A 15,003-nucleotide genomic window follows, 5' to 3' on the forward strand; every position below is an offset into this window, starting at 1 on the left:
ATAACAAGAACTGTAAATCGTTCTGTGTTATAAAAGATAGGTTCTTTTTTTATTCTACGACATAAATAACGATTTCTGCGGATTCGGTTTTGGGGGATGGATTTTCTGGTGTGGCGTATGCGCCAATTGTGGCAGTCAATGTGACTTTACCTGGGCTTACCCCTTGAACAAATACATATTTATCTGCAGTGACAATAAACCTTTCTGTGACGCCTAAAGAAGCAGAAGTATTGGTATAGCCAGATATAACAGTCCCAGAAATTTGGGCAATGGCCGTGTTGCTTATTCCCCAGCGTGGGTAGATATCATTAAACTCAGTGTTAGCTTCAGGGATGATTGCCGTGATCTGAACAAGTTCGCCAACGGATAAATAGAGCGGACCTTGCTTGTCAAGTTGTAATACGTGAGTACTGCCAGTATTAACCTGTGGAACGGGTGTCGCTAGATTATCTTTAAATTGCTCATAAGCATTATACATCATAATGATGGCCATCTCCTTGGTGACCTTGCCTTGTGGATCCAGAATATCGCCGTTTCCATTAATGATGCCATAGCTGTTTAAAATGCGTACGCTATCTTTTGCCCATGAAGATATCGCATTGACATCCGCATATGACTTTTGAAAATTGACATTTGAATCATATTGTCTTCCCGAAGCATTTAATGCTTTGATAATCATGACGCAAAGTTGTTCTCTTGTGATGGAATTGTGAGGACTAAACATTGTAGGTCCTGTTCCACTGATAATGCCTGCGTTGTAAGCTTTCACCACATCTGGATTTTCAGTGTCTTCAAAGGGGTTATTCTGAACAGAGTGTTTTCCCCCAAGTTTGTCATACATTACAACAACTAATTCACCAAATTCTTCTCTTGTGGTGTAATCTTTAAAATCTGAAGTTGTCATTTTAGACGTTTCTAAACCACTTTGAATTGATTTTTGGATAAGTGCCATTGCCCATGAACTTGCTGATTGAATCGCTGGTGTGACTGGCGATTTTGTTTCTTCAGGTTTAGGACTGTTTTGTGTTTCAAAAGGTTCTATATAGAGCGCGTAAATCTCCATGTAATTTTGATCGTTTCCGTAGTTGTCTCCAAAGGTGAAATATAGGGCCTGTTTTTCTTGAATGGCTTGTTTTGCCACATCGGTTAATTCGCCGTTATGCTCATAAACTAAAGTGGCTTGATCCCTGCCGTAGTAATTGCCGGTCGTCATTTTAACATCATAAGTCGTATCCGTTAGTGTCATCACTTTGTAAAGCACGGTACCACTTGGAACGACTTTGCTACCAAGCCAACTATGATGTGTGGTTACAGGTTCGCCGCTGGGTAGATTTTCAACGACAAGCCCCATATAACTGGCATAAGAATTTCCATAGATTGCAAAGCTTCCGTATATTTTTGTATTTTTGAGATCAAACTGATCTACCGTTCGCACTGCATTGCCATCTCTTCTGCCGTCAACGATGCGCCCATTTGTAAAAGTGCCACCCTTTAATGTTAAAGTACCTTGCTCATTTGAAATAACGCCATCAAAATAAGGCATTTGTTTCATGGAATAGCCACTTAGAGTATAAGTTGTAGATGTCGGTGTTGGAGTAGGTGCTGGTGCTGGTGCTGGTGCTGGTGCTGGTGCTGGTGTCGGTACTGAGGGTACGTTTGGAGGCGCAATAAGGGGAGGATCTGGAGTATTATCAATACCGAGACTTACAAAGGGAACGCCGTTTAACTGAGCGTAACTTTCTGCAGTAGAAGTCGTATAACCATATAGTGTGACTGGCGAGTTGTAGAAAGCATCGCCCATGCTGCCGCCACCAATCTTGTTATCGGAAAAAATCACTGCATTACTGTTTGAAATTGTGGCGCTTTTTAAACTAGAACAATTTGAAAATGACGAAATTCCAATTAATTCAACGCTTTCTGGAAATAATATATCGATCAGACGATCACACTGATAGAAAGCTGAATTATTGATCTGTGTAAGGCCTTCACCTAAATGTAATTCAGATAATTGATCACAGTCTTGAAAGGCCATATCTTCAATGATTTTCACATTGCCAGGAATCACAATTTTCGTCAGCCCATCACAGTTGTTAAATGCCCCTTTTTTAATGGTGGTCACATGGCTTGGAATATCGATGGTCTTTAGATTTTTGCAACCAGAAAAAGCGTTAGAAGAGATCATCGTAAGCCCTTTTCCCCATTGGAAATCAGCGAGGTTCGTACAGATGCTAAAGACAGAATCTCCCATGTCTGTAACACTATCTGGAATTGAAATATGCTTTAATTGCTCGCATTGATAAAACGCTCTTGAGCCTATTTTTGAAATGTTATGACCTAATATGACACTTTCTAGATTACTGCAGTGCATGAACGCATCCACACCGATGCTTGTAATCTCATCTGAAATAATAAGGCTTCTTAAATTGTCACAGTTGTAGAAAGCTTTGTCTCCAATAGTACTCACCTTAGCTCCAAAATGAATACTGCTTAGTCCTGACCCATAAAAGGCCATCTCATCAATGGTGGTAATTTGATCCCCCAAATGAATACTGTTTAGAGTTTGCTTTTTATGAAATGGACTTGTTGCAATTCTATTGACGTGATACTGTTTTCCGTTGAAAGTAATTTGACTTGGAATTGTGATATCTTTCAGACTGCCATCGTATCCTGTAACAGTTACTGTTTCTTGATCAGGATTTATGGTGTAACTCAGTGGACCTTCATTAAATGTGCCAGTGTTCGCATAGACGATAGAAGTAGAGATCATCATAAAGAGTAGAGCCATAGTGATTACTTTCATAAAATATGAATTCAAAATTACATCCCTCCCTTGGATTTTGACTGTTGGACATGGTATTACCCCCTTTTATTTTATTACATTCATGAAAGAAAATAAATCACCCCTAAGGGGTGATTTAAGGTTTGAGCTCATTCAACTTTTAGATTGTTTTCGTATTTTTCAATTAATTCTTTTTTATTGCTGACATTTGTTTTTGCATAAATGTTTTTTGCATGTGTTTTTAAAGTGTTTTCTGAAATAAATATTTTTTCAGCAATATCCTTATTTTTCAATCCATCCAGCATGAGGAGAACAATTTCTCGCTCCCTTTCTGTTAAAACATTGAAATAATCTTCGTTGAGCCATTGGTTTTTTCGAAATTGTTTTAGTAAAGACAATAATTGCTGATGAAGGGCATTATAAAGCGGTAGTGCAAGAAAAATACACATCGTACAGAGCGCTACAGCGATGTATATGCTTTGCCAATTATCTCTAAAAATCATAGCCAATACATTTCCAAGAAAAACAGCTAACAGATTGGATCCCATAACGGGAAAAAACACTTTAAAAGGCTCATTGAACAAGTAACTTATTTTAGCAACAAGAGTCCATAAAATAATATCTAAGAATAAATAACCTGAAGTGGTGATAAGATATGAGAGAGTGGGTATATTATTAAAAACAATGAGCATAAGGAATCCCATGCCGATAATAATGATGGAGAGTGTGGTGAAAAAGGGGTTGTCCAAATAGCGATTTCCAAAGAATATGAGTAAGATGAAGAGGCCGTAGAGTAAACCTTCGATGATATATATATATCTAAAGGTCTTCACGGTGAGCTCCACGAGTAGAGTTTGGCTTAGGCCACCTCCGACATTGGTAAAGAATACAGTCAGACAAAGTAATAAAACTAACTTAAGGTCAATGGAGGTGTTGATAGATTCATCAGAATTTATTTTGACGAGTCCTATTTTAAGGGTGTAAATATAAGCGAATATTAGACAAAAGAATACGAAAAAGAGACCAAGTTCACCATGACTAAGGATGCTTAAAGTGCCATTAAATGAAATGCAAATTCGACTCAGACAGATCGTAGCTGCCATCACAACAAACATATTTGAAAATTCTATAACCTGAATAAACAATACGCCCCAGCCGGCGATGAATATAACACTGAAGAGCCCCAAAACGCCTGAAAGAATATAGATTACAAGGATGGGTAGATGCGTTTCACTTAAATAAAGCAACGCCGTTGTGCCAATCATTGAAACGGATAAGCCATATTTCATCATGAGGACGGCTGTATGCTTTTTCCAAGGTAAAACCGCAAAACAATAACAGGCAATAGCAGGGACGATAATGTATACCATGGCCAGTACTGTAATGTTTATATTTTTAAACACAAAAGATAATAAACTGCCGTTATATAAAAAGGACAATAACCAAGATAAGAATAGGCCATATGAAAAAATGAGATACGATGCTTTTCGAGTGATCAAAACAGTTTCACTCCCTTCGATGCGTATCAAAGCGTATACTCAGTCCGCTTCGCTACCTTCGTAACACTTGCACAATCCTATCGGATTGCATTCAGTGGGCGTTTCTGAATTAGGAAGATGAACCCCCACTTTGAGAAGCGGGGGTTCATCTCCTCAAGGGTTATATCAAAAAATATATCATAGAATTTAAGTATAATCAATAAGGTGTGCTACATCTTGATGAGTATATCATAAAATAAAAATTTTGCAGCTGAACTTGTTCTGGAGTGGGTATACTAAAATTATGATCATCCAGAAAAAATAGGCGCCAATATCAGCCTTACTAAGTGAAGGTTGAAAATAATAGGAGACTTGTCATATGGGATCCCAAAGTGAATTAGAGTCCATAAAAAGAACCTTAAAAAAGATTAAAATGATGAATTATATAATTTTTTTCATGCTACTGGTTCTTATCCTTTTGGGTGTTAAAGATAGGAGCAAACCCTCAACCATACCAGAAGAAGTTGTTGTGCAAAAAGAGCTTCCCGCAATCATTGTTGGCGATGACATTAATAATCTATTAGAAGATATTCAGAAGACCATCAATTTAATGGATTCTAAACGCGTTTATGAATTGTTAGGAGATTATGCCCAGTCTTTTATGACTGAACAAGATATCCAAAAGCGCATTTCAGATGTTCAATATTATGGCGATATTTTGAAAATAGCATATTCACACTATCAATATCTAGGCATGCAAGATGATGCAGACTGGTTCCTCTTAAAATGTGTTGTCAGATTTGAAAATGGCAATGGTACAATGGGTTTATACATCAGAATTTATGGTGATACGTGGGAATTTTCAGGATTGTCGATCGATATCGAGGCGATTGAAAGCACATATTAATATATGAGTTTACCGCATGGAGTCATGGGTATAAGTTTGTAGTATAAGGGGTTATTAATATTCAAATAAAAAGGGGATGAGCTTATGCAAAAGTTAAGAACTAAAATTCTGGCAATACTAGTTCCAATCATTATAGTATCATTGCTTGCTTCATCAGGGATTGTCTATCAAATTTCTAAAACAAAGGTAAAAGAGCATATTATGAAACAAAATGAAAACCAAGCCCACCTTTTAGCGAATGAAACAGGGCTATGGTTGGGCAAATTTTACACCTTAATAGATATGAACTCAAAAACAGATCACAAGATCTCCATAACGAATAGTGATAGAATTGAGTTTATGAGTGAAATGATGAAAATCGATTCAGCAGTCACAGACATATATATGGGGCTCACAGATGGCACAATGCTTGATGGTAGTGGTTGGGTTCCATCTGCAGATTATGATCCGCGCATTAGACCGTGGTATACAGATGCTCTAAAAAACAATGCAAGTGCTTATGGTGATCCATATCTAGATATGGTTACGAATAAAATGGTAACTTCTGTGGGGGCACCTGTTTTGGATAAGAATGGCAATTTCAAAGGTGTGCTAGCCGCAGATGTTCAACTTGATGTGATTTCGGATAAGATCAATCAAGTCAAAGTGGGTGAAGACGGTTATGCTTTTATCATAACAAATGGTGGCATTATTGTGGCGCATCCCGTTGCCGAAATGATTTCAAAGAATGGTTTTACAGATGTTAATGGTGATCTCAAACAATTAACAGAATATGTAACCCAAAACGCATCAGGTTCTTATGAGTATAAATATGAAGGCTCTGCTAAAATTGCAACAGTTGCATCCATCCCTAACACAACTTGGAAGATTGTTGTTACAATCCCAAAGGCTGAATTAACAAAAGAACTGGACAGTCTGTTGGTTGTAATTTTAGTAATAACGTTCCTATTTGTTGCGATTGCAACGATGGCAGTTGTTATTATTACAAATAAGATTACAAATCCGGTGGTTAAGCTCAACAGCGCAACACACTTACTAGCAGAGGGCGATTTGACACAGAAAGCTGATATCAAGGATAATACGGAGATCGGGCAATTGGCAAATAGTTTTAACCTTATGGCGGACAATTTAAGAAATCTAGTGGGTGGTATAAGAAGCCTATCAACAGATGTACATTCAGTATCCAATAAAATGAGTCAAGCTTCTGAAAAAACAGAAGAAATTGCAGTTCAAATATCACATGCAATATATGATCTCGCTAAGGGTGCAGAACAGCAGTCTGATGGTGTCAACATGAGTGTCAATAAAATCAACTCTATGACAGATACGATAGAGAATATATCTGGGAGCATACAGAATGTTTATCAGGTCACTGAATCAATTGCAGAGCTCATTGATCGAGGGGAAAAGGCAATTGTGATTCAAAATCAGAGTATGCTAGAAAATACGAAGGCAACCGATAGTGTAAATGATGCGATCAAGATGTTAGATGTTAAAACTAAAGAGATTGATCAAATTGTCAGCGTGATCGATGGCATAGCGTCTCAAACCAATTTGCTTGCATTAAATGCTTCTATTGAAGCCGCACGTGCGGGTGAACAAGGACGAGGTTTCGCAGTTGTTGCTGATGAAATACGAAAACTTGCGGAACAATCTTCTCAATCCACAGGCAAAATTAATGAATCTATCAAAGAAATCATTAATAGAACCAAAATTGCTGTAGATCAGGCTAAAATTGCAGAAGACGCAGTAAAAGAGCAAGAAAAATCGGTCGAACAAGTCGCTTTAATCTTTACTTCTGTAAACAACTCTGTTCAAGAAATGAAAGTTAAATTTGACGATGTTAAAAATAAAAATGAAGGCATACACCGAGAAGCTAGTGAAATCAGAAGTGCAATTAATGATATTTCAAATGTAATTGAAATGAATTCTGCAGGTTCAGAAGAAGTTGCTGCATCCACAGAGCAACAAGTGATGACCTTACAGACCGTTACTCAATTGGCAGTTGAAGTTGAAGAATTGGCGAATAAGCTCAAAATTGAAATTGAGCGATTTAAAATTTAAAGCTTGGCAATAATTTAAAATCACAAGGGTCTCTCAAATGACAGAGAGATCACTGTGATTTTTTTGTGTTTTAAAACGCATTGTTAGGTTGAATTGACAAATCGATGAAGTGATAACAAAGTTGACATCGTTATAAAGTTGTGTTGTTATTAGTTCGTACCCGAACGAACTGAATGGAGGTTTTATGGAAAGCCCGTGTTTGTTAAGCAAAATAAATGAAATTAACTCAATATCCATTTCTTTTATCAAAAAAAAAATTAAAGCAATGAACTTACCGATTCTTGTAAATCATATGCCGCTATTTTATATCCTCTCGGTTGATGGCAAACCCATGTATTTCACTGAAATTATGACGCAGTGGGGGATTTCGAAATCATCCTTATCGGATATTTTGGCTAAATATGAAAATTTAGGATTGATTGATAAGTTATATTGTAAGGACGATAAGCGCAGTATTTATGTCTACCTTAAGCCAGAAGCTATGTACATTGTAGAGGCGCTTAAAGCAATAGAAAAAGAATTTATGGAAAAAATGTTAAAAAACATGGATGCTAAAGAAACAGACAAGTTAACGCAACAGTTAGAGCAAGTATTGTTAAATCTACAGACGATTAAGTCGCTTTAGGCAGTAAAGGAGAAAAATCATGAAAATAGAAGTATGGTCAGATTATGTATGCCCGTTTTGTTACATTGGGAAAAGAAGAATGGAAGAAGCGCTCAATCAATTGGACTTTAAATCTGAGATCACAGTAGAATTTAAAAGTTTTGAACTTGATCCCAATGCGCCCAAAGCATATGATGCTAATATTCACGAGCTCATTGCTAAAAAATATGGTATTCCAGTGCGTCAAGCAAAGGCCAGTAACGAACAAATCGTTGCTCAAGCTAAAGGAATGGGTTTAAATTATGATTTTGATGCAATGAAGCCAACAAACACTTTTGATGCGCACAGGTTGGCACACTATGCACATGCCGAGGGCAAACAAGATAAACTATCAGAAAGGCTTTTAAGTGCTTATTTCACTGAAGGAAAAGACCTATCTGACCATGAGGTTCTAGCCGTTTTGGCAAAAGAAGTAGGGTTAGATTATTATAAAGTGATCAAAGTTTTAGGGTCAGATCAATACAAGAATGAAGTTCGAAAAGACGAATCGGATGCGAGAAAACTCAATATAAGTGGTGTGCCCTACTTTGTAATCAATGGTAATTATGCAATATCAGGTGCACAACCGACGGATGTCTTTTTGCAGCGTCTAAATAAAATTAAAACAGATGAAATAAAATCTAAATTAGAAGAAACGCATGCTTCAAGTGATGCATCAGCGGGTATTTGTGTGGATGGGCAGTGCAAAATTTAAGATATACAGACAGGAGGGAATGCATGCAAATCGCATTGAAAGGATTGGTTTTACTAATCGCTATAGAGCATTTATTTATATTGTGGATTGAAATGTTTGCATGGACGACTAAAGGCATAAAAATTGTAAAAGGTGCTGATCGGCGTTTTATGGAAATGACAAAAGGCATGGCTGCAAATCAAGGTCTATATAATGGATTTTTATCAGCTGGTCTGATTTGGTCACTTTTGATTACGGATATGATATGGTCTTATAATGTCGCTTTTTTCTTTTTAGGTTGTGTGATCGTGGCGGGAACCTTTGGAGCCTTATCATCGTCAAAAGCTATATTTATTAAACAAGCATTGCCTGCTATTTTGGTAACGATGACACTTTTGATTTTTAGATAGACATTTAAATGGGCACAATTCACATGGGTTTATAAGGAGATAAATTCTGTGAATAGCGCTCATTTTCTAATTTTAATTAGAGCATAGAATTTAATGCGTTATTTTGATATAATTATTTTCTACATATAGCGCATCTAAAGGAGACAGAATTTATGAAACAAGCGATCGTACACATTGCTCTGCTGGTCAAAGATTATGATGAAGCCATTAAGTTTTACACTCAAATACTCAAATTCGAGCTCATAGAGGATACTTATCAACCGGAGCAGGATAAGAGATGGGTAGTTGTTGCGCCGCCTGGATCAAAAGAAACGACGATTTTACTTGCAAAGGCATCCAAAGAAGAACAAGTCCCTTTCATAGGGAATCAAACAGGTGGTAGAGTTTTTCTGTTTTTAAACACGGATGACTTTTGGCGAGATTATAATGACTTGATCCAGAAAAACGTCGAATTTGTCCGTGCACCTAAACAGGCAGATTACGGCATGGTGGCTGTATTTAAGGATTTGTATGGGAACCAATGGGATTTGTTACAGCTTAATAAAGATCACCTGATTGCAAAGAGGATGGTGTAGCGTCATGCAGAAAAGCGCGTATTATAGACAGTATAGAAGCGATATAGAAGTTAAGTAAAAATGGAGGTTTTTGTGAAGAGTTATTTTATAGATGATAATGGCGTCAAAATTCATGTTTTAGAAGAGGGCAGTGTCTCAGTGGATACACCTACTTTACTTGTAGTTTGCGGTATATGGGAACCTGCTGAACGTGCAATACCTGTCTTGTCAGGATTATCTTCTCATGTGGTGAGCTTTAGTTTTAGAGGACGAGGCTTAAGTTCTACACCAGAGTTTGGTTATGATCTTGAAGAACATCTTTCAGATATTGAGGCTGTTGTGGATGCACTTAAACTAGAAAAGTATTGTATCCTTGGATTCTCAAGAGGGGCATCCTATGCATGGGGATGGACAGTGAAACATCATAATGAAATGTCTGGATTAATCATAGTGGATCAACCGCCGATACATAGGGCTATGCATGCGGATGCAGTGCCGTACTGGATGGGTATGGTTTATCAAGGCGTACCACTTCTCAACTATATGAGGCAAGAAGCGGTAGAGGGTTTGGCTAGAGAAGCCAGAACGGTAGAATTTGCGGATCAATTATGTGATATCAACATACCTGTAAGGGTGTTTTATGGTGCAGATCAAAGCAATAAAATACCCTCTAATCTTGAACGAGAGGATATTGACCTCTATGAAAGTGCATTAACTTATTTTTCAAAAGTTGAGTTTTCAAAATCAGGACATATGATCCCTGATGATGAACCAGAGCGCTATATTGAAGAGGTTAAATTGTTTTTAGGAGCAATTCAATAATGGGAGGTAGAAATATGCTGATAATCAATAAATTGGAACACCTTCAAACCGATTCACTCGCCCATTTTGGCTTTAATGGATTTAAGACCAACACGATCATGAAAATTGAACGCCAAGTAGATAAGGCGCACATGATTATAAACCTAGAACCTGAAAAATTGGCGAAAACCTATGTGAAAGAATGGCAAGTTTCAGAAGGCGCCTTAAATTTTTTTAATGAAGTCATTAAACTAGACTTGTCTTTTGGTGCGTATCTGGATCAAGAATTAGTTGGCATCATCATATGCAATGAAATTAAGTGGAATAATTCACTATGGATTGAAAATATAAGGGTTTCAAGTGCTCATAGAGGTATGGGGATTGGGAAAGCATTAATGGATCATGTGATTCATCTAGCGACTTTAAAAAACTTTAGACTGATCGGTCTTGAGACACAGAATACGAATTATCCAGCCATTGAATTTTATAAAAAGCACAATTTTGTAATTGATGGTGTAGATTTTTCTCATTATCCAAGCATATCAGGTCGGTCGGGAGATATTGCAGTCTTTATGAAATATCATTTATTATGAGGAGAAACAAATGATTGGAAAACTTATTTTAACGATTTTAGTGGCAATGACTATTAACATGAGCGCGGATAAACCCGTAGAGACAAACTTTTGGGAAAGCGATGAGACAGCTTCCGAAACGATCTCTGCCGAGGCTGATCTTGGAGACGCAGCATCGGATTTGCTTTTTAACCTTGCTATAGAGGGTGCTGATTGGGTAGGTGCAGCTACGTCTGAGACAGAAATCCAAGAAGCTCTAACTGAAATTACATTATATGAAGATCTTGAAATTCAATATGCATACTACGGAAGTGCAGAAGGTGCGTTTTATATATATCCTAGTATGGAACTCCCAGAAGACTATGATTTTAGAGAAAGACCGCCTTATCTAAACACAATGGCGGAAGAAATATATTATGCAGAGCCATATACGGATGCAATAACCAATAGGCAAATTCAGACCATTGGCATCACCGTATACGATGAAAATGGTATAATCGGAGTGTTGGGAATAGACGCCTATATAGATTAATGAATCCATTAAAAAATACGCTTGTGTCACGGATGTGATATAGGGGTATTCTTTTTTATAGGCGAAGTTATAAACGCTTAGGGTGTTAATGCAAAACTGACTTTTGACATCCCAACCATAAATATAATATAGAAATAATAAGAATTGGACCTTAGGTCTTGTTTACTTCATATTTTATTTTTGTTAGTATAATAATATGTACATGGATAAAATCAGATAGAGTTGAAGGAGGAAAAAATGCAATACAAAGCGATATTGTTTGATTTAGATGGCACTATAAGTGATTCAAAGAGTGGCATTACAAAAGCGGTTCAATATGCCTTAAAGCAATTTGATATCAATGAACCTCTAGAATCTCTTGAAAAATTTGTTGGTCCACCTCTTCAAGAATCTTTTGAGCAATATTATGAGTTTAACTCAGATACAGTAAATGAAGCCGTGACTCATTACAGAACTTATTTTACAGAATTCGGAATTTATGATAATGCGCCTTATGAGGGTGTTTTGGAAATGCTTAAAAAACTCCACATGACAGGTACACCACTCTATATTGCAACTTCAAAACCTACAGTTTATGCCAGGAAGATTTTAGAAAAGGATTTGTTAGCCCCCTATTTTAAAGAAATTGTAGGCAGTGAACTAGATGGCACTAGAAGCCAAAAACGAGAAGTAATAGCGTATTTGATGGCTATAGAAACTTTAAAAGCAGAAGAGATTCTCATGGTAGGCGATCGTAAACATGACTTGATAGGTGCGCGTGATAATCAGGTGGATGCTGTGGGCGTGCTTTATGGCTATGGCGACTACGAGGAACTTTCAGCATGCGAATCTATCCAGATTGTGGAAACGGTATCGGCACTAGAAGCTTTTTTACAGTCTAAGATAGGTTAATAATTTACTAAGGAAGGAAAGTCGTATGAAGAAGAGATCCGTACTAGATACCATTACACTTGAGAAAGCAGAAAGAGAGACCCTTATAGCAGAAATCCAAACTTATTTTAGTGTGGAGAGAGATGAAGTATTAGGCACAATCGCAGCGGATATGATTCTTGACTTTTTCTTAGATACGCTTGGAAAGGTGACTTATAATAAAGCACTGTCAGACTCGAAATATTGGTTCCAGAAACGACTAGAAGAAATTTCTTATGATTATGATTTACTTTATAAGAAGGGACGTTCGTGATGGCTAGAGATAAAATAACACTTGTGAGACTGCTAAAAGACGATTTAATAGCACTTGAGCAATTTTTTAGATTGTGTATTCAAACGGTTATGATAAATGAAGGGTTTGAAGACATTGAGGCCTTTGTCAATGAAGAAGTCGTTGAAAAAATGAACTTTGTTCAATCTGATCTGTATTCAAACGGGGATAAACATTTTTTCTTAATCGCTAAAAAAGAGCGCGAGATCGTAGGCACTATCGCATATGGTCCTGCGGGGGATTTAATAGATCAACTTTCAGAGGGTGCCTATAAGGCTTATGGTGAAATTGGCAGTGTTTTCGTCCACCCAGAGCGGCACAATCAAGGCATTGGCTCTTTGATGCTAAATGCAATGTATTTAGCGCTCATGGGTAGAGGGATAAAGACATTTTGCTTAGATAGTGGGTATACCATCGCAAAGCAAATATGGACAGGCAAATTTGGTGAACCCAATATCATCTCTAAAGATCAGTGGGGTGAAGGCTATGACCACTATATTTGGAAAATAAACTTAGATCAGGTAACGATTGAAATTTAACTTAAAAGACTTTATAAGGAGTAAAAATGCTAAAAAAATGGCTCGTTTTTACAAATTTTGTTGTGATAATGGTGATTGGAGGGTATTTGGCCTATTTATTATCCAATCTAGTCCCCCTTCCAGGAAGTAAGTTTTTAGTTATGGGACCATTTTTGACATTTGTGTTAATGATTCCACTTGAAAGATTTCCAAATTTCGGGACACTTTCGATGATAAATTTTATATTTGGAATGATACTCTTGATTTTGACGCCATGGATGACACTTGCCATAATTATTTCTGGGTTTGTTTCAGATCTTTTTATGCTTATACCTGTAAAACACTGGTTTAAAAGGGTGTTCTCTCTGGGTATATATAATTTAATGAGTTTTTATACTTCATTGTATGTAACCCATGTGATTACTGGAAATTTACTTTACAATGTGGTTGGCCCCCTGATGATTGTTTTTATCGGGGTTGTATGTCTAGTTGTGGGCATGTGTGGCGCTTATTTTGGAAGAGTGGTGAATCAAAAATATTTAAGCAAGATCCGTTAGTGCTCGGAATTTTACTCGAACCATTATACCGTTGAGGGTGAGGTGTATTCAATTGAGAATTGAATCTAATTTAAAAGCAGTTTTGCTTAAAATAGCAAAGCAGTTGAACGAAGCCAAAGTAACTTGGGCAGTGGGGGCCTCTATCGTACTGGATTACTATGGTCTTTTAGAAGAATCACCACATGACATTGATTTGATCATTCAAATTGATGATATTGAGAAAGTAGATGCCCTATTAAAAGGTCTAGGTGAGAAACAATCTTGGGAAAAATCAGATCAATACAGTACGCCCTATTTTTACGAATATAAGATTGAGGGCATTAAAGTCGATGTAATGGCCTTATTGACGATCAATACAATTGATGGCAAATTTACGTATCATTTCAATGAGGCGTGTATAAAATCAATTTGGAAAGAAGATCACATAGTGATACCTTTGACACCGCTTGAAGATTGGTTTGTTCTTTATGCACTCATGGGGAATCGAGAGGAGAAAGTCAAATTGATTGAAACGTATTTTAAGGATAAAAAGATTGAAGAAACAACAATAATGGAAGAGCTTAAGCATCAAGGCATTCTGCCAGAAGCACTTATGAAACGTCTCTCCGCAGTCAAGGAAAATATAAATGTATATATTAGACCGGCAAGGCCTGATGAATTTGCAATATTAAATGAAGTGGCGTCAATTTCGGAAGCACATTGGGGCTATGATGAATCGTTTATGAATGAATTTAGAACATTTTATGCGATAAACGCGGCGTTTATATCTGAAAATCCAACTTTTGTTTATTTAAGAGACAATCAAATCATTGCTTTTTATGGTTTGATATTGAAGGGCAGATTTTGCGAATTAGAATACTTCTATGTGAGACCCGATTATATTGGTAAAGGTATGGGGGCTTCTCTTTGGCAACACATGCTCAGGCAATGTGCTCTACTTGAAATTGAAGTCGTCACATTAGTGACAAGCCCTGAAGCCAAGGCATTTTATGAAAAAATGGGCGCAGTCCATAGCGGAGATACGGCGTCTTTAATAAAAGCAGGTAGGATGATTCCTAAACTTTATTATAAGTTGGATTGGATGCATAAAGCATAAGTTGAATTGTTGACAATTTAGGATTGAAAACTTGAAAAGGAGTTACTTTGCATTGCGTAATAAGAGGGGGACCTACATTGGCACACTCGAGGTCAGTCAAATTATAGACGAAATCATGTCACTAGATGGTGAAAAGAGACTTTTGTAGAAAATAATGATGGGGTTGAGTACTTGGCGAAAACAATTAATACTGATAT

General features: G+C 37.0%; 16 protein-coding genes. 14 read left to right on the forward strand and 2 right to left on the reverse strand.

Going from position 1 to position 15,003, the window contains the following annotated elements:
• Positions 1–49: 49 nt before the first annotated feature.
• Both F3D3_RS18275 and F3D3_RS18280 read right to left on the reverse strand, forming a co-directional pair.
• Positions 50–2,800, reverse strand: a complete 2,751-nt coding sequence (locus F3D3_RS18275; RefSeq protein ID WP_175438425.1) for a leucine-rich repeat protein — start codon at positions 2,798–2,800, stop codon at positions 50–52.
• A gap of 128 nt (positions 2,801–2,928) precedes the next feature.
• A complete protein-coding gene (locus F3D3_RS18280) occupies positions 2,929–4,308 on the reverse strand; it encodes a response regulator transcription factor (protein ID WP_139132144.1) in 1,380 nt (459 codons plus the stop codon).
• A 328-nt stretch (positions 4,309–4,636) separates the two neighbouring features.
• Here F3D3_RS18280 and F3D3_RS18285 point away from each other — a divergent pair, with 328 nt between their 5' ends.
• The 14 genes from F3D3_RS18285 (at position 4,637) to F3D3_RS23500 (ending at position 14,806) form a co-directional block, all read left to right on the forward strand.
• Complete coding sequence (locus F3D3_RS18285; RefSeq protein ID WP_069875903.1) at positions 4,637–5,164, forward strand: hypothetical protein; 528 nt, start codon at positions 4,637–4,639, stop codon at positions 5,162–5,164.
• Between the two features lie 84 nt (positions 5,165–5,248).
• Entirely contained in the window at positions 5,249–7,228 is a 1,980-nt protein-coding gene (locus F3D3_RS18290) for a methyl-accepting chemotaxis protein (protein ID WP_069875904.1), read from the forward strand.
• Between the two features lie 184 nt (positions 7,229–7,412).
• Positions 7,413–7,853 (forward strand): MarR family winged helix-turn-helix transcriptional regulator, encoded by a 441-nt coding sequence (locus F3D3_RS18295; protein WP_069875905.1) that lies wholly within the window; start codon positions 7,413–7,415, stop codon positions 7,851–7,853.
• Between the two features lie 19 nt (positions 7,854–7,872).
• The gene (locus F3D3_RS18300) at positions 7,873–8,586 is read left to right on the forward strand and encodes a DsbA family oxidoreductase (protein ID WP_069875906.1); all 714 of its coding nucleotides are present in this window, start codon (positions 7,873–7,875) and stop codon (positions 8,584–8,586) included.
• A gap of 23 nt (positions 8,587–8,609) precedes the next feature.
• Positions 8,610–8,975: a DUF1304 domain-containing protein gene (locus tag F3D3_RS18305; protein WP_069875907.1), complete on the forward strand. Its 366-nt coding sequence runs from the start codon at positions 8,610–8,612 to the stop codon at positions 8,973–8,975.
• A 152-nt stretch (positions 8,976–9,127) separates the two neighbouring features.
• On the forward strand, positions 9,128–9,550 hold the full coding sequence (locus F3D3_RS18310; RefSeq protein WP_069875908.1) for a VOC family protein: 423 nt from the start codon (positions 9,128–9,130) through the stop codon (positions 9,548–9,550).
• A 72-nt stretch (positions 9,551–9,622) separates the two neighbouring features.
• Complete coding sequence (locus F3D3_RS18315) at positions 9,623–10,351, forward strand: alpha/beta fold hydrolase (RefSeq protein ID WP_069875909.1); 729 nt, start codon at positions 9,623–9,625, stop codon at positions 10,349–10,351.
• A gap of 14 nt (positions 10,352–10,365) precedes the next feature.
• The gene (locus F3D3_RS18320; protein ID WP_069875910.1) at positions 10,366–10,923 is read left to right on the forward strand and encodes an N-acetyltransferase; all 558 of its coding nucleotides are present in this window, start codon (positions 10,366–10,368) and stop codon (positions 10,921–10,923) included.
• A gap of 10 nt (positions 10,924–10,933) precedes the next feature.
• Positions 10,934–11,434, forward strand: coding sequence for a PDC sensor domain-containing protein (locus F3D3_RS18325; protein WP_069875911.1), 501 nt, complete (start codon positions 10,934–10,936; stop codon positions 11,432–11,434).
• A gap of 237 nt (positions 11,435–11,671) precedes the next feature.
• A complete protein-coding gene (locus F3D3_RS18330; RefSeq protein ID WP_069875912.1) occupies positions 11,672–12,325 on the forward strand; it encodes an HAD-IA family hydrolase in 654 nt (217 codons plus the stop codon).
• Positions 12,326–12,350: 25 nt separating this feature from the next.
• Positions 12,351–12,617 (forward strand): DUF2164 domain-containing protein, encoded by a 267-nt coding sequence (locus tag F3D3_RS18335; RefSeq protein ID WP_069875913.1) that lies wholly within the window; start codon positions 12,351–12,353, stop codon positions 12,615–12,617.
• The gene (locus F3D3_RS18340) at positions 12,617–13,174 is read left to right on the forward strand and encodes a GNAT family N-acetyltransferase (RefSeq protein ID WP_069875914.1); all 558 of its coding nucleotides are present in this window, start codon (positions 12,617–12,619) and stop codon (positions 13,172–13,174) included. The genes F3D3_RS18335 and F3D3_RS18340 overlap by 1 nt, the downstream gene beginning before the upstream one ends.
• 26 nt (positions 13,175–13,200) lie before the next feature.
• Positions 13,201–13,710, forward strand: coding sequence for a hypothetical protein (locus F3D3_RS18345; RefSeq protein WP_069875915.1), 510 nt, complete (start codon positions 13,201–13,203; stop codon positions 13,708–13,710).
• A gap of 52 nt (positions 13,711–13,762) precedes the next feature.
• On the forward strand, positions 13,763–14,806 hold the full coding sequence (locus F3D3_RS23500) for a GNAT family N-acetyltransferase (RefSeq protein ID WP_084389157.1): 1,044 nt from the start codon (positions 13,763–13,765) through the stop codon (positions 14,804–14,806).
• Positions 14,807–15,003 lie beyond the last annotated feature (197 nt).

This window comes from Fusibacter sp. 3D3 (genome assembly GCF_001748365.1).
In the GTDB taxonomy this organism is placed as follows: domain Bacteria; phylum Bacillota; class Clostridia; order Peptostreptococcales; family Acidaminobacteraceae; genus Fusibacter_A.

Coding starts and splice junctions, on each gene's coding strand:
- F3D3_RS18300 (WP_069875906.1), top strand. CDS start 7,873: ATGAAAATAGAAGTATGGTCAGATTATGTATGCCCGTTTTGTTACATT.
- F3D3_RS18275 (WP_175438425.1), bottom strand. CDS start 2,800: ATGAAAGTAATCACTATGGCTCTACTCTTTATGATGATCTCTACTTCT.
- F3D3_RS18295 (WP_069875905.1), top strand. CDS start 7,413: ATGGAAAGCCCGTGTTTGTTAAGCAAAATAAATGAAATTAACTCAATA.
- F3D3_RS18335 (WP_069875913.1), top strand. CDS start 12,351: ATGAAGAAGAGATCCGTACTAGATACCATTACACTTGAGAAAGCAGAA.
- F3D3_RS18305 (WP_069875907.1), top strand. CDS start 8,610: ATGCAAATCGCATTGAAAGGATTGGTTTTACTAATCGCTATAGAGCAT.
- F3D3_RS18285 (WP_069875903.1), top strand. CDS start 4,637: ATGGGATCCCAAAGTGAATTAGAGTCCATAAAAAGAACCTTAAAAAAG.
- F3D3_RS18330 (WP_069875912.1), top strand. CDS start 11,672: ATGCAATACAAAGCGATATTGTTTGATTTAGATGGCACTATAAGTGAT.
- F3D3_RS18340 (WP_069875914.1), top strand. CDS start 12,617: ATGGCTAGAGATAAAATAACACTTGTGAGACTGCTAAAAGACGATTTA.
- F3D3_RS18320 (WP_069875910.1), top strand. CDS start 10,366: ATGCTGATAATCAATAAATTGGAACACCTTCAAACCGATTCACTCGCC.
- F3D3_RS18325 (WP_069875911.1), top strand. CDS start 10,934: ATGATTGGAAAACTTATTTTAACGATTTTAGTGGCAATGACTATTAAC.
- F3D3_RS18345 (WP_069875915.1), top strand. CDS start 13,201: ATGCTAAAAAAATGGCTCGTTTTTACAAATTTTGTTGTGATAATGGTG.
- F3D3_RS18290 (WP_069875904.1), top strand. CDS start 5,249: ATGCAAAAGTTAAGAACTAAAATTCTGGCAATACTAGTTCCAATCATT.
- F3D3_RS18310 (WP_069875908.1), top strand. CDS start 9,128: ATGAAACAAGCGATCGTACACATTGCTCTGCTGGTCAAAGATTATGAT.